This is a genomic window from Paenibacillus lentus, assembly GCF_042714055.1.
Classification (GTDB): domain Bacteria; phylum Bacillota; class Bacilli; order Paenibacillales; family Paenibacillaceae; genus Fontibacillus; species Fontibacillus lentus_A.
Window position 1 is genome coordinate 499,188 of sequence record NZ_JBHGVC010000004.1, and the last position, 21,196, is coordinate 520,383.

A 21,196-nucleotide genomic window follows, 5' to 3' on the forward strand; every position below is an offset into this window, starting at 1 on the left:
CAACGTTTTTCATAAGGGTTAGGAGGTCGTAAGGGTTACGGAATCATAACGGGTTAGTTTATTAAGTCCCAAGCGTTTCTAATAAGTTCATACTGATGTACGCGCAATCCTGCGCCGGAGTGAATGGGCCGAAGCCAGCCTTTTTGAGTAAGTGAATGTAAAATCCGAATAGCCGTGCGATGATCAATACAAAGATGAGTTGCTACTTGTTTGGGGCGGATGGGCAGCATAGAATTTAGGCATAGGCGAATAACCGCTGCTTCTTCTAGAGCGCCTGGCTTAAGAGGATGTTGTTGTGTCAAGTAACGATTGAAAAACAACTGCAGTAAATTGCGGCATATTTCGGGCCTATTGGCAACGTCATCGTATGCTAGTGATATTACTCGGTAGCCAAGTGTCTGCAAGTAAAGCTCGCGATTCAATTCATTGCTGTATTTTGTCCGATCCATCTCGGTGACATGCGAGCCATAGCCTTTAATTTCAAGTATGAATCTTAAATGCCCTGGTAAGAAGGCGAAATCCCCGAAATAGGAGCGTCCGCGCCAGTCAGGGACTTCGTACTCGGGATGAAGATGATCGAGGTTTCTGTACAGAGGCCACCAGACATTTTTCAGGAAGAGTGTCTCTCCGTGACCGTGACCCCTCTCAAGACGTGCTTTACGCTCTCCCTTACGACGCAGAATATGGCTGTTAATAAATTGCCTGTGAGCTTTTTCAAATTCCATTCTAGCCTACCTCCTGAAAATGAATGATGGCAAACTAAAGCACACAAAAACGTCCTACCCATTAAAAGATGGACAGGACGTTCTTCGTCATGTATATCACTATTATACGAACATGTTTTAGATTTAGCTAGCGGCATAAGTAGTATTGATTAGATTATCTTTTGCAGGAGAAGGGGCTTAGTTAGGAGGGGAGAGCCGTATAACGGTAATGTAAATGGATTTCGTGCTATTAACTTAATTAAATTTCTAGCTAGAGTAAATCTAATTGGATTTAGAGTACTTAAAATGGCTTAAAAATGTAAAGATTGCTGTCGCGACTAATTTAAACACTATGAATCCACTTAAATCTTTTCTGAGCGTCTCTTCTTTAAAATAGATACAGTAAATCCACTTATCATCAATCTATAAATTCCAGCTAACTCCACCCGCCCAATCACTATGATGCTATTCCAATCCATGCAACCTTCACTCCACCATTAATCAACACAACCTCAATTCACCGCACCGCACGCAGCTCCCAGCGTGCGGTGCTTTGGTTACATGACGGCGGTCGGTCGACCACATGCGGCACCGTTCATTACGACACACTCCCTCTCTCCAAATCGTCCAAAATTGCTTTCAGTTTTATCAATCTTGTGATTTTGCGTAACTTTTCCGTCTAAAAGTAGTCTATTATTTATGTACTAGATTCCCGATATGGAAGAATAGGGATCAATTTCTGCATAAAGCGTACAGATGGGAGAGTTATAAATTACAATGGTAGTTCGCAAAGACACAAAATTGGTACGGGTTGCGGCAAGAAGCGGGAAGAAGCTATTTCTTGTTACGCTGGCCGGTTTGATATGGATTCAGCCTGTTTGGGATATCGGAACCGGATGGTTTGGATCTACCTCATCGGTTCATGCGGCGTCGGAGCAAGTGGTGAAATTAAACGGTGACGGGGAAATGATTACGTCTGGAGCTAAGCTATTAAAATATCAATATACTACAACGAGATCAGGCAAATCGGTGAAAGTTCTCGCGGATGTCATTCAAGTAGATTTAACCAACCCTTACGTCCATCTTGATGTCATGACGGGAAAAGAAGGACAAGTGACCACCAGACAATCCGTCCAAGGAATGGCTAGGGAGACGGGGGCGGTTGCAGGCGTTAACGGCGACTTCTTCTCTACTTCGGGTCAAGGCGTAGCACTCGGCGGTGCGGTATCTCAAGGAACGCTCGTCACGAGTCCGTCGCAGCTGACGGGGATGTATGCTTTCGCTGTACGAAGTGACGGAACTCCGCTCATTGATCGATTCGAGTTCCAAGGAAGTGTTTTGACCGACAACGGACTAACCTTCCCCCTGTCCGGCATTAATCAGGAAGCGTACATGATAGAGCCGGATAAGACCTACAGCCACGCTAACAAGATGTATATATATACAAGTGCCTGGAAGTCCGAAGACCGGCCTAAGGACAGCTCTACGACGCCTACGGAGGTGCTCGTCCAAGGCGATATCGTACAGCAAATATCGATCAAAGCGGCGATACCAGGTCAAGTGCCTTCAGATGGTTACATATTGCGAGCCCATGGTGCGGCGGCTGATTTTGTCGCGGCTAACCTGTACGTAGGACAAAGACTGGATACAAGCTATCGGCTGCGCTCGGTGGCCAGCGGACAAGAACTGAATCCGACTGATTTGAAAATGATGATCGGCGGACATACGCTGCTTGTCGATCAAGGAAAGCCATCCGCGTTTACCCGCTCTATTACGAGCATAAGCGGCAGTAGTGCCGTAGCCCGTACAGCGGTAGGCTATTCCCAGGATGGAAAATATGCCTACCTGATTGCTGCGGAGAAGAACGGCAACAGCTCGGGCATGACATTGGCTGAATTGCAGAAGTTCATGGCAGCGATCGGCGTGTGGAAGGGGCTGAACCTGGATGGCGGCGGCTCCACGACGATGGTCGATCGCCCATTGGCAGAGAATGAAGCTACCCTTACCTTTACGACGTCGAATGGGGACGGCTCGCAGCGGGCCGTTGCCAACGGGCTCGGCGTGTACACAACCGCTCCTCAAGGAACGCTTAAGGGGCTCAAGGTTAGCGGCGCATCGTCGATTCTGATCGGACAGACGGCTGCCTATACTCTCAAAGGGTATGATAATTACTATAACCCGGTAGACACCTCCGGCATCCAGGCTAACTGGAAGGCAGATAACGGCAATGTGAACTGGACGGGGGAAGGCTTTAAGGGTGTGAAGGCCGGCACGTCCCAGGTAACGGCGATTAGCGGCGATGCAAAGGCGAGCATGGCGGTAACCGTATTAGGCGGTAAAGATCTGGCCAGTCTCTCTTCAACGACAACCTATGCTCCTCTTGAGGCTGGTACGAGCGTATCCGTGCCAATGACGGCCAAGCTGAAGGATGGGCGCACAGTAGAGGTGCCGGCAGAGTCCCTGACCTGGGAATTCAAAGGAATGAAGGCCTCGGTATCCGGTGGCGTTTTGACGGTGCAATCTGTTAATGACGGAGCTAAAGTAGGATATGCTACAGCAAAATATGATGGATTCAGCGCGACTCCAATCGTTCTGTCGACCTCGGCGGAGCAAATATGGGAGAATTTTGAGAGCACGTCTTATCCCGTATCCTTCAAAGGGCTGCCTGCGGAAGCGACAGGGACGGCCTCCATCGTGCAAGGAACAGAGGATCGTCAAAACTCCAAAGTGCTTAAGCTCGATTATGATTTGACGAACGGCACAGGCAACAAGTTTGCATATGCGGAACTCAACGGAACGACGGGCAAGAGCATTCCTGACGGTTCAACAGCTATGTCGGTAGATGTTCTGGGAGATTCCAGCTTGAATTGGCTGCGTGCTGAATTTGCCAACCCGGATGGCAATGCGGTGTACGTGGATTTGGCCAAGCCGCTTAATTTCTCGGGCTGGAAGACGCTGACGGTCGATCTGACCTCAGCAGGCTTGAAGCCTTCCGCGAAGCTGAAACGCTTATACCTTGTCAACCTGGAAGAAGGTCAGGACGAGCGGGCATTAACCGGTAGCGTATCTTTTGATAATATTAAATTTACATCGCCTGTGATAGATGGAGATACTGGGCTGCCAAGCGCAAAAGTAGTGATGACGGTAGGTCAGAAATCATTGACCGTTAATGGCAAGAAGCAGGGTATCGACGTAGCCCCCTTGCTAAAAAATGATACGACGTACGTACCGATTAAATATGTGCTTGATTCCTTCGGCGGACAGTCGGAATGGAACAGTACGGCGAAGAAAATTACTGTCATGTCAGGCAGTACGCTCCTGGAATTAACGGTAGGCAAAAAGGAATTTACGCTGAACGGAGCGCGGAAACAATCGGAGGTATCGCCGATCATTGTCGATGATAGGACTTTAGTCCCGTTAAGATTAGTGTCGGAAGCACTTGGTATCGATGTAAAATGGGAAAAGAAAACCAAATCCATCACCCTTGAATCATGATATGATTAAATATGGCATATATGGATACAAGGAAATGGAGAAGGTGTAATTGGATTTTCAAGCCGATGCAATAGATCGCGTTATAAAGAACGCCATAGGCGTTATGGAAAACAGTAAACTGCAAATGTTGGAAATATTAGATTCGGCACGAAATGAGCTGAAAACGCTGAATAACGAGCTTCAGCAGGTCATGAAGGAAACGGCAGAGACCGTGGAGAAGGTCGACCAGCTTGAAGTGAATTACAGGCGTTCCCGCATCCGGCTGACAGAAGTCAGCCGGGATTTTGTGCGATATAAGGAAGAGGATATCAAGCAGGCCTACGAGAGAGCGACACAGCTGCAGCTCGACCTGCTTATTTACCGTGAAAAAGAAATGTATCTGAAGGCCAGACGTGACGAATTACAGAAGAGGGCTCGCAATGTGGATAAATCCGTGGAACGGGCGGAGACGATCGGCACGCAAATGGGAGTTGTGTTAGAATACTTGTCAGGGGAACTGGGACAAGTTACACGAATACTGGAGTCCGCTAAAAACCGCCAAATCATCGGCTTGAAAATAATTCTCGCGCAGGAAGAGGAGCGTAAAAGAATCTCCCGGGAGATTCATGACGGACCCGCCCAATTACTCGCAAATCTAGTACTTAGGACGGAAATTGTAGAAAGAATGCTAGCTAGGCAGGAATTTAAGATGGTTCAGGACGAAATAATAGATTTGAAAGGACAAGTGCGCTCCAGCTTAGAGGAAATGCGAAAAGTCATCTTTAATCTTAGGCCGATGGCTCTTGATGATCTGGGGCTCATTCCGACATTGCGCAAATATGTGCATGACTATGAAGAAAAGACCAAAATTCGGACGACCTTTGAAACGAGAGGCAAGGAATTCCGTTTGACCTCTGCCATGGAGGCGGCGGTATTCAGATTGGTCCAGGAAGCGCTCACTAATGCGGCAAAGCACGCCTTTCCTACGTATGTCGTCGTAGAAATTACGTATCAAGCCCAAATGGTTAAAATTATGGTTCAAGATAACGGGCTGGGGTTCAAGGTGGATCAACTGGAGCTAAAAAACAAAGAGCATACCCATTTTGGATTAATCGGCATGCGGGAAAGAGTAGAATTGCTGGAAGGAAGAATGGAAATAGAATCAACGGCGAATTTGGGTACCAAAATCGTCATCCATATCCCGACAAACGCAGAGAAGAGGAAGGAGTTACAGGATGGATAATCTCAATTCTAACACTAGACAAACAATCAAAGTTCTCTTGGCTGATGATCATCAACTTTTTCGTGAAGGTCTTAAACGAATTTTAAACATGGAGGAAGACATCGAGGTCGTCGGCGAATGCGGCGATGGCTCCCAGGTGCTGGAATGCTGTCAGCAATTTTTCCCTGAAATCGTCTTGATGGATATTAATATGCCGCAATTGAACGGGGTAGACGCTACGGCGGAGCTGCGCGATGCTCTCCCAGAGATAAAGGTTATTATTCTGTCGATCCATGATGATGAGAGTTATGTTTTTGAAACGCTTCGTAAAGGGGCTACCGGTTATTTGCTTAAGGACATGGAGGCGGAATCACTTGTAAATGCGATTCGTACTGTGGCCGAGGGTAATGCTTTTATTCATCCGAAGGTGACGGGGAAATTGATTCAACAGCTCCGCCGGATGGAGTATTTAAGCGAGACTGGAGCTATTGCTGAAGATAGCGCTATTCGCGAGGCCGGGGTTAAATTCGTAGCTGGAGACGACAATCCACTGACAAGGCGTGAGGCGGAGGTGCTTCGTCTGATGGCGGAAGGCCGCAGCAATAAAATGATCGGCGAACACTTGTTTATCAGTGAAAAGACGGTCAAGAACCATGTCAGCAGCATTTTGCAAAAAATGGACGTAGACGATCGGACGCAGGCTGTAATCAACGCCATTAAGTTCGGTTGGGTAACCTTATAAAGATGAGAAAAACTTGCAATTCGCCGATACAGGCACAAGCAGGGAGTTTTAGCGCTTTTTATTTCCAATATTTTCTTAATATTGAAATGTGAGGTCGTAATCCATTGTTTTTGAACAAGGAGAAGAATAAGCGGCTTGGCCTGTAATACAGCTAGACAGCATAATTCTAAGGCGACAAATTATAGTTTAAGTCCTATCAGGGGATACGAAATGAAAGCCCAGTAACCGACCTCCTTTCAGCGGCATATATTGTCGCATAAGGAGGTTGAGTCGCATGGTTCCTTACATGGCTTGGATCCTGTTTAGTTATGGCGTTGCCGGAGTATTGGTGCACTTTTTTCACAGCAGGAATTTAAAGTATAAACCGATTTCCCGCAAGCGGGTTCACTATATTTTGGTGGCCCATAACCATGAAAATCAGATGGAATGGTATTTGCGGGCTTTAATGTGGTACAGCTGCTTAAGGGCGCAATCGTTAAGGGTAACTATACTAGACGAGGGCTCGCAGGATGACACGCTGGCCATTATTGAGCGGATGAAGTATGCAAACGGAATGAACCTGACCGTAATTGGCACGGCCGAAATTCAGGATGAGCATGAATTCATCCGGCACAGTAACCCTGACGACGGAGAGCAATCGAAGTTCATCGATCTCCGGATACCGCAAGAAGCGGCTAAAATACCGTATGTTCACGTATAGCTTGACTCAATTGAATATGCAGGTGAATCGTAAGATGTGAAGCACACTCTTGGGCCATGGCCGAGGGGTGTGCTTTTTGCATTTATTAGAACGGATGCGATTCGGAATGTGGGTGAAGTAATGCTTAAAGCATGGGAATTGGCAGGTGTGGTTGGTAGCAAAGGAATGTGTATGAGGGGGAACGTTGCTGAAGGGGGACGTATGGTTATACGGAGGCAAAAACAAGCGGAATCGGATCTCCGACCTTATCGGCTGCAGCAAGAGCAATGAACGATAACTCGTAAAAAAAGCCCAGGAGACGGTCAGTCACGGCAGTTTTGAACGAAGATTCGTACAAAGTTGTTCCCTGAAGCGTCTGCATCAAGAGCTTTGTACGAAAAATCGTATAAAGGTGTTCTCGGAAGCATCTGCATCAAGAGCTTTGTATGAAAAATCGTACAAAGGTGCTCCGGAAAGCATCCGCAGGAAGAACTTTGTATGAAAAATCGTACAAAGTTGTTCGTGGAAGCATCCGCAGCAAGAGCTTTGTATGAAGAATCGTATAAAGGTGTTCTCGGAAGCGTCTGCATCAAGAGCTTTGTATGAAGAACCGTACAAAGTTGTTCCCGGAGGCGTCTGCATCAGAGCTTTGTATGAAAAATCGTACAAAGGTGCTCCCTGAAGCGTCTGCAGCAAGAGCTTTGTATGGAAAATCGTACAAGGTTGTTCCCGGAAGCGTCTGCATAAAGAGCTTTGTATAAAAAATCGTAAAAGTTGCTCCGGAAAGCATCCGCAACAAGAACTTTGTACGAAAAGTCGTACAATTTCGAAAAGAACAATTCACATGGATGCCTTTACCGCGAAAATCTATAGTTCAACTTGTATGGCATTGCAGTTGTAGAAGTAAGTTGGGTGAGATTAATCGATCCTTAAAGCATCGTATGCGATTTTTAACCTCTTAAAATATCAAAAGGTATGAAAGGGTGAGTCCGCAGCTCGGGTAGGGAGATGGATTTATCAGCATCAATTTCCTATTGCTTCCCTAATATCGCAGGGCAATACTGCTTCGCGTAACGGGCTCTGTTTTCCAAGTTCTTCAATCGGCGTTGTTTATTTTAGTGGGCTGTCTGGGGGCTGAGATACAGAATTGATACTTTAAAAGTTAATGGGGGGATAAGGTTGAAAATCTGTTTATATGCGGTCAGATGCAAAAAAGGATGGGAGGTTAGAGTTAGTCTTGATTTTGCCGTTGATCTGGAATGGTGGACGCAGGAGGGGCAGAGGGCTGGCGATTGGAGTAGCACGGGGCGGAATAGTTTATATGGTCGAGTTATGAAGAAGGCAGAGGTATACGAACGTAGCAGGGTGCCGGTTGAGCATGAAACAGATGAGCGAAAGGCAGAGATCCTACTGCTATTAGCTGATGAGCTGCCTCTTGGTTTGGCGATCGGCCTGCGTGATGAATTTGTACATGAAGATGTAATGGATGATTGGGGCCCTAAGGAGTGGAAGAAGTACGTGCAAGCAGAGTGTGCCGGGCAGCTTAAGAAAAATGGGAACGGTGATCAATTCTTTCTACAAGAGCTTAATCCCATGCAACTAATATGGACAAGGTTAAGTGGAATGACACCGGAGGGTCGAGCCGTGGAGAAGGAACTGAGAGCAAAGCAGGCTCGGGCGGGAGAGCTGGTGACTGAGCAGGTTGCGAGTATGGGGACATTGGATATGCAGGTATTGAATGTAGAGCTAGCGGATAGGGAGGAGATGAATACGCAAGTAAAGGGGATTGAGGCTATGAGTAGCTCGACACTGAACACAGGGGCGATGAATATGCAGTTAGTGGACAGTGATGTAATAAATAAGCAGTTACTGAACATGGAGGAAATGAATAAGCAGATACTTGATAAGCAAGTGCTGGACGCGGAAGTACTGAATCAGCAGATACTGGGCACGAAGGCAATCGCGCATGGCGCGTCACGGCTTGGGGACGCGCTGATGGGCCGCTCGCTGCTGGCTGCAGAGCTGCAGCAGCTGCTGGCGGAACGCCTGCCGGAGCTGGCGCCGGCTTGGCGCTCCGCCGCCCAGTACGCGCACCTGCAGGGGCGCGTACAGCTCACCGCGGGCGTGGCCTCGGCCACCGCCCGCCACAACCGTGCCCTGCTGCGCAGCAGGGCACGGCCTCCCCGCTGCCTGCGTTGCGGCAGCGAAGCCCCTCGCCGCACGCCCTGCGGGTCGTGCGGCCTGAGCAGCTGCGCCTACTGCGAGGCCTGCCTCGCGTTGGGGCGCAGCCGCTCTTGTGCGCTGCTGCTTCGCGGCAGCGCGGGCGTCGTGCCGCAGCCTGGAGGCGGCACGGCAAGAGCAGCCCCCACCGAGTCCTTGCTGGACCGGTGGGGGCTTAGCCCCGCGCAGCGCGCAGCTGCGGGGGAGGCGCTGCGCTTCCTGGCGCAGCCGCAGGAAGCGGGGGCCCGCGGCGGCGGCAGGCGCGCGAAGCCTTCTGGGAGCGCTGCTAGGCTGCATGACGGCTGCCGCACGACTACAAGAGCCGCCGCACAGATGGCAATCCCTCGCTTCCTTCTCTGGGCCGTGACCGGTGCGGGAAAAACAGAGATGATTTTCCCCTTGATTCAATATGTGCTTGATCAGGGAGGTACAGTGCTGGTAGCTACGCCAAGACGAGACGTTGTCCTGGAGCTGGCACCTCGGATTGCTGCAGCATTCCCTGATGAACCTGCGGCAGTCCTCTACGGAGGGAGTACCCAACGCTGGGAAAGGGCTCGACTTTATTTGGCAACGACACATCAGCTTTTGAGGTTCCATCAGGCTTTTGACCTCGTCATTATCGACGAGCTTGATGCCTTTCCCTATCACAACGACCCTATGCTGGCCTTCGCAGCAGAAGCGTCGTGCAAGCCAGAAGGGTGCTTCATATATTTATCAGCTACGCCGCCGCTGGCTTTACAGCGCGAAATCCGACAAGGGAAATTACCGCATGCTAAAGTTCCGGCGCGATTCCATGGTTATCCACTGCCTGTACCACGGCGGGTTGCCATGAGCTCCGTAGCAGAGGCGCTGGGGCATCAGCGGCTGCCTGGCTCATTACTCCAACCCTTAAACGAGTCCATTCAACGAGGAGCGCAAATTTTTATGTTTGTATCTCGCATCAGGCATATTGATCCCTTTGTTGCCCTTCTTCGGCGTAAATTTTCTACTCTCCCGATCGCTGGCACTTCTTCACAAGATGAGGAGCGTTCCAATAAAGTGCTTGCCTTTCGCGCGGGTGAAATTCGTATCCTCGTCACGACGACCATTCTGGAGCGAGGCGTCACCGTGCCGAAGAGTGACGTATATATTTTAGATGCGGATAGCGCTCTTTTTGATGAGGCGTCTCTTGTGCAGATGTCAGGCAGAGCTGGGCGTTCCAAAGACGATCCTGCAGGCGTTGTCATTTTCGCTTCGCCCGAGTGGACAGCATCCCAACGCGCTGCCGTGAAACAAATCAAGTCGATGAACAAGATCGCTCTCAAAAAGGGATTCCTGCGGAATGAAAACCGAAATTAGAGAATCGACTATTTTAAGATTATAGAATTAATAAGTTTTCAGTAGAGCTGAACCATTCTGTAATCACAAGAAAAGCTACCGTTAAATGCGATCTGTCTACATAGAAAGCACGTCGATAGACGTATTTCTTGTGATCAGAAAATACAAGTGTCCAATACTTTGCATTCTAACAAATGAAGAAATTTACCTACATATCCGAGGTAGTATTCGCACATTTTTATAATCAGGGTGAAATAGTAAACTTTCAGATCGAACTGAAAGACGTATTTCTGATGAGAGCAACACTGATTCACTTTTCATTCATAATAGATGACTCGCTCGGTGAGGCAGAGCTAGGACTATGAAGCTCAAAAGAAAGGGGAATAGCATGACACTTGCTGTAGGGAGAATAGGCGTACTGGAACATGGCTTTTATAACCATCCGAATGATGCTATTTACTTATCAGGGCGTTTTAGTCAGCTATGGTCTGGGATGCTAAAACCGATCCATCAATTACTGGCTCCGGCCGGAGAATTTTGTTTAGCTTGTGGTAAAACGGTTTCTGTGCGCGTACCTGGCTATCCCGAACTATGTCTGCCGTGTTATTCAAGTATCCCTTGGATCGGGCATCCTCGCTGCCGCATTTGCGGCCGTCATGTCGGTTGTCCGGACTGCAGCCGAAATGGGGGAGTGAAACGCAGTTTTGTGATGAACCGAAGCAGTGTGGCATATAGCCCCTCTATGCGTCAATGGCTGGCTCAATATAAATACCGAGGGCATGAAGCGTACGGTGCTGTACTCGGGCGAATGATGGGAAAAGCCATGGCGCAAATGAAGAGTGAACTTAAAACTCCGCAGTTTGCTTTCGATGCGGTTACATTTGTGCCGCTGAGCGAAGCGAGATGGAGCGAACGGGGATTCAATCAGGCGGAAGAACTGGCTAGGGGAGTGGCTCTGGCTGGAGGGCAATTTGGAGGAAGCTTTTCCTTATTAAATTTACTAAAACGATCTCGTCACACTGACAAGCAAAGCTTTAAAAGCAGAAACGAAAGACTCAGAAATATGCAGGGGGTATTTCAAGCTCTCCCGGATGCAACTGAACGACTCGGAAGGGTCGTATTGCAATCTAGTCCTTCCAAACGTTTTCATGACAAGACGATTCGTCTTCTGCTCGTGGATGATGTGTATACGACGGGAAGCACGATGAATGCCTGCGCTGCTGTGTTACAAAACATGTGCGAAGAGCTTGGATTTACCGGAGAAATTTACAGTTTGACCTGGGCGAGATCATAAAATTAACAAATCTCAGTATTTTTGTGCGCGAAATTATGGACGTACACCCCTAAAATAAGGTAATCTATCATAAACAGCTTTACGAATGGAGTAGTAGGGGGAATGGTTATGAATTTAGGGAATTGTCCGCGCTGCGGCAAACTGTTCGCCAATAATTTTAGGGACATCTGTCCTTCCTGTATTAAAGATATTGAGAAAGAGTATGAAAAATGTCTGAAATATTTGCGCGAAGAGAAGACGGCTACCATTCAAGAGGTTTCGGAAGCAACAGGCGTCTCGATTAAACAGATCACGAAGTTTATCAAAGAGGGCCGCATTACTGTGGCTGATAACCCGAATATGATGTATCCTTGCGAAGTATGCGGGGTTCTTATTCGCGACAATAACATGTGCGATTCGTGCCGATCTCGTCTTACGCGGGATTTAACCGCTGCGGCGAGGGAGGATTCCGGGGCCGGACAATTAGGCTCTGCCGATCGAAAAGGCAGCGGAGCTTACGGTGCTGTCGACAAATTCCGTAATCAGTAAGGCTAAAAGAACTTAAATAATGCTATAATTATATAAATAAACCTATAGTTCGCTATTAACAATGTTTCAACCGACGCCGATAAACTTAGTAAAGATTATCGGCTTTTTTAATTTGGAAAGAAAGGTGGAGCCCATGAAGATCAACGAAACAGGACGGGTCGGAGCCATAAATAATTATCAACGCCACATTGAATCCCAGCGTCAGGAATCAGACCGCAAAGCACGCCGCAAGGATGAGGTGTCCATCTCAACGGAGGCGATGGAGCTGTTGCAGGCACAGGAGAACGCACAAGATCCTCGGCGCTTAGAACGGATTGAGGAGCTCAAAGCCCAGGTATCCTCGGGCACGTATCATGTCGATGCCGGCAAACTGGCGGAGAAGCTCGCTCCGTATTTTAAGTCTATGACTGAGAAGTAGGGGGCAGCCATGTCAGTTCAAGGATTGATTGATGCATTGGAGCAAATGGATCAGCGCTATGAAGCATTGCTTGAAGTGATGCTGGAGAAGAAGCAAGCTATCATTAGCAACGAGTACGACGGTTTAGTTCGTACGATGTCCAAGGAATCAAAGATGCTCAAAGGCATTGAAGAACAGGAGAAGCAGATTCTGGCGTCAGCGCAAGCCTTTTTGCAGTCTAAGGGAATTAAATCCCGGTTGGAATTAACCATAACGGAATTGCTTCGGCTAGTGTTTGATCCTGAGGAGAAACGGGCTCTTTCCGAGATTCAAAACAAGCTAAGCGAGCGCTTGGACAAGCTCAAGCAAGTAAATACATTAAATCAAAGCCTGATCGATCAGTCGCTTTCTTTTATCGACTTCTCTCTGAACCTGATGGTGGGCGGCATGGATGAAGAGGCGACTTATGCCCCTCCGCAGCAGCAGGAGAAAAGAACCTCGGCAAGAAGCAACTTTGATACGAGAGCTTAAACTTTTGATGATATAAAGGAGAATGATGATGACCTCCACATTTCATGGATTAGAGACGAGTAAGCGAGCCTTATTTGTAAATACAACTTCAATGCAGACTTTAGGACATAACATCGCTAATGCGAGCACGGAGGGCTACACTCGGCAGCGCGTCAATACAACGGAAGCACGGCCGATCTGGGCCATGGGGATGACGAGGAGCCAACAGCCAGGAATGCTTGGCACGGGTGTCGAGTATGGCAGCATTACGCGAATTAGAGACAGCTTCCTGGATACGCAATTTCGGCGTGAGAATCAGTTTCTGGGCTCCTGGGAAGTACTGAACTCAACGATGGTTTCGATTCAAAGCATCATGAACGAACCTTCTGGCAGCGGCCTTAGTAAGGTCATGGATGATTTTTGGAACGCTTGGGAAACTCTTAACCGCGACCCTTCTCTGTTAAGTGCCCGTGTAGCCGTCGCTGGAGCAGCCAGCAACCTAACGGATACACTTCAGCATATAAGCTCAGCTTTGAATAACTTGACGAGTGATATCACGGCAAATATCGACAAGAAGGTTATGGAAGCAAACAACATTCTCGATAATATCGCCAGACTGAATGTTCTTATTCGCGATAATGAGAGCTTTGGTGATAACGCTAACGACTATCGCGACCAAAGAGATTTACTGATCGACCAATTGTCTACGATCGTAGACGTTCAGTTCGTCGAGGACGAAGCCGGCATGGTCAGTCTGACATCCGCAGGAGCGAACGTGCTTGAAGGAGAGAACATAACGTATTTAACAGCAGCCAGTGCTGCTACAGCTACTGCGGGACAATTGAACGGCTACACCAGATCGCTCGAAGAGACGAGCACGATTCGTAACCAACTGAACGCATTGGTAAGCACGCTCGTTACAGGAGATGTAAAGGTTACTCTTAGCAATGGATACGTCACTTCCCAGGACATGACGGCTTTGAACGATGTTACTTTGCAAGGCGGCGCCATTATTCCAGCCGGGCAAAATATTCCCGCAGGCTCTACGATTACCTCTTCCATGGATGTGATGGTCAAAGGATTCAATGGCCTGCACCAGTTGGGTTACACCCTGACGGATCCGCCGACTACGGGAATTCCGTTCTTCCTATCGACGGGCGGAGCCTTTACGATCGACGACATTCGGGTTAACCCGGACATTATAAGCGATACGAATAAAATCGCAGCATCCTCAAAATTCGAGAATGTGAACGGAGTCAACAAGGTGATTCGGGGAAATAGCGATATTGCCAACGCTCTGGCTTCGATGCGTGACGCACTGTTTACCTTCCCGGCGAATCTGACTTCTCTTTCTACAGGATCGACGGACGATTACTTCCGGGCTCTTGTCGGCGATTTGGGAATCCGGGCAAGCAATACGCTGCGGAATTACGAGAACCAGTACAGCATGACAGACAATCTGCAAATGCAGCGCCAATCGGTGAGCGGCGTTTCCTTGGACGAAGAATTTGCGGATATGATCCGCTTTCAGCAAGCATATAATGCAGCAGCGCGTAATATGACGACGGTGGACGAAATGCTCGACCGTGTGATTAATTCGATGGGCATCGTAGGACGGTAATTATGAGGAGGGTTAGTTCAGTATGCGTGTAACAGGATCAATGCAAAATATTCAACTCCTTCGTAACTTGCGCAACATTAACTTTGCTATGACGCAAGGACAGCAAGAGCTGGCAACAGGCCAGCGTATCAGCAAACCGAGTGACGACCCGGTAGGCGTCGGTTACCAAATGAGATACGACACAGACCTCGCTAGAAGTGAGGAATTCATGATGAATGCGCAGACAGGAACCGAGATTTTGAAGACGATGGATTCCTTAATGCAGCAAGGTTCGGATGTGCTAAAGCGTGTAAGGACGCTTGCCTTGCAGGCTGCTAACGGTACTTTGGATGCCCAGCAGAGAGAAACGATTGCGGCTGAGGTTCGGCAATTAAAAGAACAGATGGTGACCATCGGAAATAGCACCTATAATGGTCGATACCTTTTTAACGGCCAAAAAACAGATCAGGCACCTTATACGGTGAATGGGGCTGCGGGAGAAGAAACCGATCCAGGATTGTTTTATCTGAATGTAAGTCCGGCTGTTAAGGTTCCGGTAAGTATTACCGGCGAGGTTGTTTTTGGACAAGCTAATTCTGCAAATAATGTATTTGGTGTGCTGGATGAGCTTATAACTGCGCTGGATTCTAATAATATTACTACAATATCAGCAAGTGTTGATAAGATTGACGCCGCTTCCGACCATATGGCCATTAGCTGGGCTGAAATCGGGGCGCGTATGAACCGGTTTGAGTTGATGGAGAACCGAATTCAAGGCGAGCATGTAAGTTTGAAGGAACAGCGCTCCAATGTGGCAGACGTCGATTTTTCCGAAGCTATCATGAATTTAAAAATGAAAGAGAATGTACTGCAGGCAGCCCTCTCGACAGGGGCCAGAGTGATGCAGACCTCTCTTCTGGATTTTCTAAGATAGTTTTTATCAAGCTTATATTAGGAGGGGACGGTATTGCCAGGTATTCAGCCGATGATTTCTAATGATTGGGGACAATATAGACCAGCGGAGCTTACCGTTCGTTTAACCCCTCCAGAAATGATCACGGATTGGTCAAGTGTATTCGATGATTTGGGGCTTAAGCGGCCGCACTCTTTGATGAGAGAAATAGAAGGCAGAATTCAAGGTGGAGTTTTGCAGGATATTGCAGCCAAAGTCCAAGAAGGCGACAGGGTAGCTAATATATCTTCGGGAGAGAAAAATGTTTTCGGAAATATTGCTCACCAAAGGTATATGCGTAACGGGCAGAAGGAGATTACAGTAGAAGCACTCCCCAGGCAAGGGGTTTATATAGATTTCCGAATTTATCCGCCAGAGATTAACGTTGAAGCGAGAGGAGCTCTTCCGAAATGAACCAACACGCGGATCAAGCAGATACCGTCATTATTGAAAGCGAGGTATATGGCCGCATCGTTATAGGAACCAATCACATTTACCGCTTTGGGTCAGGTATAATTGGCGTTCCGTCAATTCATGAATATGCTTTGATACCGATTGAAGATTCTCCTTTTTATATTCTTCATGCACTAGATGAGCAGATCAGCTTCATTGTAATTGAGGCCCATCAGGCGGTAGATGACTATAACTTTGCAATATCCGACGAAGTGGTAGATTTTCTTGCGGTAGAACAAGCAGACGATATTGCTGTTATGTTGATCGTGAATATTCAACAGGAGCAGTTTTATTTAAATTTGAAGGCTCCGATCCTTCTAGCTCCGAATTCCCAGCAAGGATGTCAATATATTATTCATGATCAGGAATTACCGATACGGCATCTCCTTCAACGGAAGGAGGAGTGAGTTATGCTCGTTCTGAAGCGTAAGCTGGGGGAATCTGTAATGATTGGGGATCAGATTCAGGTTCAAATTCTAGGCATTGAGGGTGACCAAATTAAACTTGGATTTGTGGCCCCTAAAGAAGTTCAAATACTACGCCAAGAGCTCTATATCGGAATTGCTTCCGAGAATAATGCAGCAAGAGAACAACCTAATGTCATTCAACCGGAGCAAATCTTGAACCTGCTTAAGAACTTTAAAATGTAATACCATATTACAATTTAGGTGGGGTTAGAATGAATATTAATCAAGTACAAGGAAAAGAATTACCCATTCATCATTTAAGAGGGGCCTTATTGAGGGATAAAGGCGGCGAAGCAGCTCAGGCGAATTTGATTACGCAGAAGTTTGATTACCAGTCCTTAACCGAAGAAGAAAAATTAAGTCTTGAAGAAGAGATAAAGAAGCTCAATCATTCAATAGCTTCTTCCGGTAAGCATTTGCAGTTCAAGTACAACGAAGACGCTGCTCAACTGTATGTTGAAGTTATCGATTTGGAAACGAAGGAAGTATTGTCTAGCTTGCCGCCAGAGTTCCTGGTGGATCTATCCATCAAGATGAAGGAACTTGTCGGGATGTTTTTCGATGAAAAAATATAGAGAAGGGTGTGAGTTTATATGGGAGTAAGTTTAACGGGCTTGGCTTCCGGTTTGAACACTGCTGAAATTATTAGTAATTTAATGAAGTTGGAACGTATTCCATATGACAATTTGGAAACGAAGAAGACGAAGATGACAGATAACAAGAATACTTTCAATAATATTAATTTGAAGCTGAAAGCGCTACGTGATGCGGCGACCAATTTATCCGATGTGGACGCATTCCGATCCAATAGCGCGGTCAGCTCCGATTCAACCAAGCTCTCTGCTGTTGCCGGGAGCAATGCACTGAATGGGAGCTATTCTGTAGAAGTTGTACAATTGGCAAAGCGCCAGGTGAACGCTACGGCAGCAATCCAAATGAAACAAGCTGACGGGGAAGATAAATTGTTCAGCAATTCAGATTTGCTGGCGGCTAAGAGCATTAAGGTGAACGGCGTGAGCCTTAATCTGGATGACTTGGAGCTGGAAGGGAAAAGCTTCGAGAATGCGCTTGTAGAAATTTCAAATCAAATTAACAAGCAGTTTGGGGAAGAGGTTCAGGCTTCGCTCGTTCAAACGGCTGAAGGCCAGAAGAGCTTGGTTGTGACCGCTAAGGAAACCGGCAAGACCGTTGATCTGGAAGGTACGGGGATTTTTGAGCTTCAATCCAAAGTGACTGCGCAGGTGGCCAAAATCAAGGTCAATGGCATTGATGTAGAGAGCTCTAGCAATACGGTATCCGATGCTATTCCTGGGGTCACGCTGAATTTATTGGCTGAAGAGTCCACGGTTAATATTGAAGTCAAGCAGGATGTTGATAAAATAGCGGAGAAGGTCGAGAAGTTCGTTAATGCCTTCAATGATGTTGTTAAATTGATTCGTGAGAATACAAAGAAGATTACGAACGAGAAGAACCCTGATGGATCTTATAAAAATTTCAAAACAAACCTTCAGGGTGATTCTATGTTAAAGAGCCTCCAAAGCGAATTGTATAACATCATCAATGCCGTGGAGGGAGCCACTGGGAATGATAAGCTATTCTTGATTGGCCTAGAAATTGATAAAGGGGCTACTACTGCTGCGATGATGACGGGAGAGCTTGATTTCGATAAGGAATTATTTAAGGAGAAGTTGATTGCCGATCCCGGTATAGTCGAGGAACTGATTAAAGGGGATAACGGGCTGGGGACGATCGCTAAAGATCGTCTGCATGACTGGACAAGAACAAATGGATTGCTTGCCTCTCGAATGGAGGGGTATGATAGCGAAATTAATTATATCACTGAACAGATGGATAGCATGGAGCAGCGATTGATTCTGAAGGAAGAGGCCATGAAGAAGAAGTATGTACAAATGGAAGTGGCTCTATCCAAATTGCAGTCCCAGCAAAACTGGATGGCCGGACAGCTTAATGCGCTCACAGCTTCAAATAAATCATAGATACTTATAGGAGATGAAAGTAATGGCCCTGCAAAATAGGTCTGCCTATCAAAGCTACCAGCGAAACAAGTATGAGACGGCCTCTCCTCATCGTCTTACGTTGATGCTGTATAATGGTGCCGTACAATTCGCTACCCGTGCTGAACAAGCTATTCAGGAGGGCAATGTAAAGGATACGAATACATTTATTCAGAAGACGCAGGACATTGTCTATGAATTGTTGTCTTCCCTAAATGAACGTGAAGGCGGCGAATTGGCTCGCAATCTTAAAAATATTTATTTGTATATCGTGGAGCAACTGGTTCAGGCCAATGTTAAAAAAGAGCAAGGCTATGTCGCTGAGGTCATCGTCCTGCTCAAAGAACTTCAATCTGCCTGGGAGCAGATTGGGAAGGAAGTTAGTCTTGGACAAGCTTGATCTAATCATGGCCGATCGCCGTCAGACACTGTATGATCAGCTCCTTCAGTGCGCCAATGCACAGCTTCGCTTATTCACGGAGGTGCCTGTGGATGAAGCTACAGAGCTAGGGGCTTTTGTGGAGGATTTTCTGCAGTTGTCGCAGCAATGGGAGCAGATTTGTGCTGAAATTGAGGATCTGGACAAGAAGGCAGAGACACGATTACCGCCGTCGCCTTCTCTTGTGGCACTTATGGAGCAAATTGCCGAGACGCTGCAGCAGATTGATCAGCGGCTGCATGCCTCCGTGAATGAAGCTGGAAGCGAGTTAAAGGCCGTGAATAATCAGAGATTAGTCATGAATGCTTACTATGGTATGAACCAAAAAAGCCAGAGCTCTTTTTACTTTGATGAAAAAAAATAATTTTTATGTTTTAGGTATAAAGTTATATGAAAGTTCTACCGATATATTATTTAGGCCACAAGGATGTAGCCAATATAAACCAAATCACGGAGGATGATTACGATGGGAATGTTTATTAACACGAACGTTGGCGCGCTGAACGCTAACCGTAACTTGAACTTCAACAATACTCAAATGGGTAAGACAATGGAGAAATTGTCTTCCGGTTACCGGATCAACCGTGCGGCTGACGATGCAGCAGGTCTGGCAATCTCCGAGAAAATGCGTTTCCAAATCAACGGCTTGTCCCAAGCACAACGCAATGCTCAAGACGGTATCTCCTTGATTCAAACAGCTGAGGGTGCTTTGACTGAAGTTCACTCTATGCTGCAACGTATCAATACGTTGGCTAACCAAGCAGCTAACGGTACTTATGATAATACTGACCGTGCTAAGATTCAATTAGAAGTTACAGAGTTGCTTGGTGAAATTAGTAACATTGCTACTACAGTAAATTTCAATGGTATTAATCTTCTTAGCCAATCTTCAACTGTTTCATTCCAAGTTGGTTCAGATGCTGATACTACTATATCTATCGACTTGAAAGCAATGGGATCAACTGCTCTGAGCATTAATAGCCTAAACGTATCAGGTGAAACAGCATCTGGAGCAAACGCAGCTATTTCTGCAATTAAAGCAGCAATCGAAACAGTGTCTGAACAACGTGCTACTTTTGGTGCTGTTCAAAATCGTTTAGAGCATACAGTTAACAACCTTGGTGTTATGGTTGAAAATTTATCTGCTTCTGAATCTCGTATCCGTGATGCTGATATGGCTACGGAAATGACAGCATTCACTAAGAATCAAATTCTTGTTCAAGCAGGTACTGCAATGTTGGCTCAAGCTAACTCTGCACCACAAGCAGTTTTGAAATTGCTTGGATAATATTATTAGTATCATTCATCAAAAGGCTCCCTATGGGGAGTCTTTTTGCTTTGTATGCCCAGCAACCCGTCATTTCTAGGGTTAGATTTCCGAACATGGGCTGGCGAAGGCCTACACAGGCAAAGATATCGACCGGGAGGTTGAATCTGATGGAAGCTGGAGGCAAATGCAAGAGTCAAGGTACACGAACTCAATCTGAGGCAGAGATAGCCGGACGAGTCACCACACCATCACGAAATTCTAAGTCGCCAACAACCAAGCTTGTAACCCGAGTAGTTGCGGATAGAAAGTTGATTTCTTATCTGGGGAGGCCTGTGAAACACGCGAATTAACTTCGTAACAACAGCCGAAAGACTGTGCTGAGAATCCACAGGAGTCAGCAGCATATGCGATAGTACGCGAATACCGGACGCCGGAAATCTGAAAGACTGAACTAAAGGGAGAGAAGAAATCGATAGGTTCTTGCAAGAACAACGACAGTAGCCAACTTTATATGATGGCTTACGACAAAGAGTAGTGGCGAAGCCGCAAGAATATGTCGGAAGGCCGAGTTCAACCGGGGTCTGCGCTTCGTACGTTACGCAGGCCACTGTAATATCTCCGTGAAAAGCAAGCGTGCGGTGAACGCGTAATGGAATCAGTGATCCGCTTCGTAGAGGGAAAGCTTAGACTGAAAGTAAAACGAGACAAGATAAGAATTATTCGAATTGTACCGAGATGCTAATAAAATGAAGGAACGAGTAAGGGCGATCACCTCAAGAACCAGAGGGATATCTACGGAGATCGAAACAAAGAGCTTAACAGTTATTTAATAGGATGGAATGGTACTTTCGGTTTGCATACGTAAAGACCACTGCGAGGAACTAGACGAATGGATTTATCACAGATTCCCATG

20 protein-coding genes are annotated in these 21,196 nt (G+C 46.9%); 19 read left to right on the forward strand and 1 reads right to left on the reverse strand.

Annotated features, from left to right (window positions below; translation table 11 throughout):
- Positions 1-53: 53 nt before the first annotated feature.
- On the reverse strand, positions 54-725 hold the full coding sequence (locus ACE3MQ_RS12115) for a hypothetical protein (protein ID WP_379392866.1): 672 nt from the start codon (positions 723-725) through the stop codon (positions 54-56).
- 756 nt (positions 726-1,481) lie between these two features.
- Here ACE3MQ_RS12115 and ACE3MQ_RS12120 point away from each other — a divergent pair.
- From ACE3MQ_RS12120 to ACE3MQ_RS12210, 19 genes are all read left to right on the forward strand, one after another.
- Entirely contained in the window at positions 1,482-4,199 is a 2,718-nt protein-coding gene (locus tag ACE3MQ_RS12120) for a stalk domain-containing protein (RefSeq protein WP_379392867.1), read from the forward strand.
- A 49-nt stretch (positions 4,200-4,248) separates the two neighbouring features.
- Complete coding sequence (locus ACE3MQ_RS12125) at positions 4,249-5,421, forward strand: sensor histidine kinase (protein ID WP_379392868.1); 1,173 nt, start codon at positions 4,249-4,251, stop codon at positions 5,419-5,421.
- Positions 5,414-6,142 carry a response regulator gene (locus tag ACE3MQ_RS12130; RefSeq protein ID WP_379392869.1) on the forward strand — a complete coding sequence of 243 codons (729 nt, stop codon included), beginning with the start codon at positions 5,414-5,416 and terminating at the stop codon, positions 6,140-6,142. The genes ACE3MQ_RS12125 and ACE3MQ_RS12130 overlap by 8 nt, the downstream gene beginning before the upstream one ends.
- A gap of 274 nt (positions 6,143-6,416) precedes the next feature.
- A complete protein-coding gene (locus ACE3MQ_RS12135; RefSeq protein ID WP_379392870.1) occupies positions 6,417-6,842 on the forward strand; it encodes a hypothetical protein in 426 nt (141 codons plus the stop codon).
- A 1,158-nt stretch (positions 6,843-8,000) separates the two neighbouring features.
- Complete coding sequence (locus ACE3MQ_RS12140; RefSeq protein WP_379392871.1) at positions 8,001-10,379, forward strand: ATP-dependent helicase ComFA; 2,379 nt, start codon at positions 8,001-8,003, stop codon at positions 10,377-10,379.
- Between the two features lie 367 nt (positions 10,380-10,746).
- Entirely contained in the window at positions 10,747-11,652 is a 906-nt protein-coding gene (locus tag ACE3MQ_RS12145; RefSeq protein ID WP_379392872.1) for a ComF family protein, read from the forward strand.
- Positions 11,653-11,760: 108 nt separating this feature from the next.
- Positions 11,761-12,180 (forward strand): TIGR03826 family flagellar region protein, encoded by a 420-nt coding sequence (locus ACE3MQ_RS12150; RefSeq protein ID WP_379392873.1) that lies wholly within the window; start codon positions 11,761-11,763, stop codon positions 12,178-12,180.
- Between the two features lie 133 nt (positions 12,181-12,313).
- Positions 12,314-12,598, forward strand: a complete 285-nt coding sequence (gene flgM / locus ACE3MQ_RS12155) for a flagellar biosynthesis anti-sigma factor FlgM (RefSeq protein WP_379392874.1) — start codon at positions 12,314-12,316, stop codon at positions 12,596-12,598.
- Between the two features lie 9 nt (positions 12,599-12,607).
- Entirely contained in the window at positions 12,608-13,108 is a 501-nt protein-coding gene (locus tag ACE3MQ_RS12160; RefSeq protein WP_379392875.1) for a flagellar protein FlgN, read from the forward strand.
- A 28-nt stretch (positions 13,109-13,136) separates the two neighbouring features.
- Positions 13,137-14,708 carry a flagellar hook-associated protein FlgK gene (gene flgK / locus ACE3MQ_RS12165; protein WP_379392876.1) on the forward strand — a complete coding sequence of 524 codons (1,572 nt, stop codon included), beginning with the start codon at positions 13,137-13,139 and terminating at the stop codon, positions 14,706-14,708.
- 22 nt (positions 14,709-14,730) lie between these two features.
- Complete coding sequence (gene flgL, locus ACE3MQ_RS12170) at positions 14,731-15,621, forward strand: flagellar hook-associated protein FlgL (RefSeq protein ID WP_379392877.1); 891 nt, start codon at positions 14,731-14,733, stop codon at positions 15,619-15,621.
- A 33-nt stretch (positions 15,622-15,654) separates the two neighbouring features.
- Positions 15,655-16,053, forward strand: coding sequence for a DUF6470 family protein (locus ACE3MQ_RS12175; protein ID WP_379392878.1), 399 nt, complete (start codon positions 15,655-15,657; stop codon positions 16,051-16,053).
- Positions 16,050-16,499: a flagellar assembly protein FliW gene (gene fliW / locus ACE3MQ_RS12180; protein ID WP_379392879.1), complete on the forward strand. Its 450-nt coding sequence runs from the start codon at positions 16,050-16,052 to the stop codon at positions 16,497-16,499. The genes ACE3MQ_RS12175 and fliW overlap by 4 nt, the downstream gene beginning before the upstream one ends.
- 3 nt (positions 16,500-16,502) lie before the next feature.
- The gene (gene csrA, locus ACE3MQ_RS12185) at positions 16,503-16,742 is read left to right on the forward strand and encodes a carbon storage regulator CsrA (protein ID WP_379392880.1); all 240 of its coding nucleotides are present in this window, start codon (positions 16,503-16,505) and stop codon (positions 16,740-16,742) included.
- Positions 16,743-16,771: 29 nt separating this feature from the next.
- Entirely contained in the window at positions 16,772-17,134 is a 363-nt protein-coding gene (locus ACE3MQ_RS12190) for a flagellar protein FlaG (RefSeq protein ID WP_379392881.1), read from the forward strand.
- 18 nt (positions 17,135-17,152) lie between these two features.
- Positions 17,153-18,556 (forward strand): flagellar filament capping protein FliD, encoded by a 1,404-nt coding sequence (fliD, locus tag ACE3MQ_RS12195; RefSeq protein WP_379392882.1) that lies wholly within the window; start codon positions 17,153-17,155, stop codon positions 18,554-18,556.
- A 22-nt stretch (positions 18,557-18,578) separates the two neighbouring features.
- A complete protein-coding gene (gene fliS, locus ACE3MQ_RS12200) occupies positions 18,579-18,974 on the forward strand; it encodes a flagellar export chaperone FliS (RefSeq protein ID WP_379392883.1) in 396 nt (131 codons plus the stop codon).
- A complete protein-coding gene (locus tag ACE3MQ_RS12205) occupies positions 18,961-19,377 on the forward strand; it encodes a hypothetical protein (protein WP_379392884.1) in 417 nt (138 codons plus the stop codon). The genes fliS and ACE3MQ_RS12205 overlap by 14 nt, the downstream gene beginning before the upstream one ends.
- Positions 19,378-19,479: 102 nt before the next feature.
- Positions 19,480-20,301 carry a flagellin N-terminal helical domain-containing protein gene (locus ACE3MQ_RS12210; protein ID WP_379392885.1) on the forward strand — a complete coding sequence of 274 codons (822 nt, stop codon included), beginning with the start codon at positions 19,480-19,482 and terminating at the stop codon, positions 20,299-20,301.
- Positions 20,302-21,196: the final 895 nt, after the last annotated feature.

Bases quoted from the DNA above. Each gene is read 5' to 3' on its own strand.
- ACE3MQ_RS12115 (WP_379392866.1), bottom strand. From the start codon at position 725: ATGGAATTTGAAAAAGCTCACAGGCAATTTATTAACAGCCATATTCTG.
- ACE3MQ_RS12120 (WP_379392867.1), top strand. From the start codon at position 1,482: ATGGTAGTTCGCAAAGACACAAAATTGGTACGGGTTGCGGCAAGAAGC.
- ACE3MQ_RS12130 (WP_379392869.1), top strand. From the start codon at position 5,414: ATGGATAATCTCAATTCTAACACTAGACAAACAATCAAAGTTCTCTTG.
- ACE3MQ_RS12135 (WP_379392870.1), top strand. From the start codon at position 6,417: ATGGTTCCTTACATGGCTTGGATCCTGTTTAGTTATGGCGTTGCCGGA.
- ACE3MQ_RS12145 (WP_379392872.1), top strand. From the start codon at position 10,747: ATGACACTTGCTGTAGGGAGAATAGGCGTACTGGAACATGGCTTTTAT.
- ACE3MQ_RS12150 (WP_379392873.1), top strand. From the start codon at position 11,761: ATGAATTTAGGGAATTGTCCGCGCTGCGGCAAACTGTTCGCCAATAAT.
- flgM (WP_379392874.1), top strand. From the start codon at position 12,314: ATGAAGATCAACGAAACAGGACGGGTCGGAGCCATAAATAATTATCAA.
- ACE3MQ_RS12160 (WP_379392875.1), top strand. From the start codon at position 12,608: ATGTCAGTTCAAGGATTGATTGATGCATTGGAGCAAATGGATCAGCGC.
- flgK (WP_379392876.1), top strand. From the start codon at position 13,137: ATGACCTCCACATTTCATGGATTAGAGACGAGTAAGCGAGCCTTATTT.
- flgL (WP_379392877.1), top strand. From the start codon at position 14,731: ATGCGTGTAACAGGATCAATGCAAAATATTCAACTCCTTCGTAACTTG.
- fliW (WP_379392879.1), top strand. From the start codon at position 16,050: ATGAACCAACACGCGGATCAAGCAGATACCGTCATTATTGAAAGCGAG.
- csrA (WP_379392880.1), top strand. From the start codon at position 16,503: ATGCTCGTTCTGAAGCGTAAGCTGGGGGAATCTGTAATGATTGGGGAT.
- ACE3MQ_RS12190 (WP_379392881.1), top strand. From the start codon at position 16,772: ATGAATATTAATCAAGTACAAGGAAAAGAATTACCCATTCATCATTTA.
- fliD (WP_379392882.1), top strand. From the start codon at position 17,153: ATGGGAGTAAGTTTAACGGGCTTGGCTTCCGGTTTGAACACTGCTGAA.
- fliS (WP_379392883.1), top strand. From the start codon at position 18,579: ATGGCCCTGCAAAATAGGTCTGCCTATCAAAGCTACCAGCGAAACAAG.
- ACE3MQ_RS12210 (WP_379392885.1), top strand. From the start codon at position 19,480: ATGGGAATGTTTATTAACACGAACGTTGGCGCGCTGAACGCTAACCGT.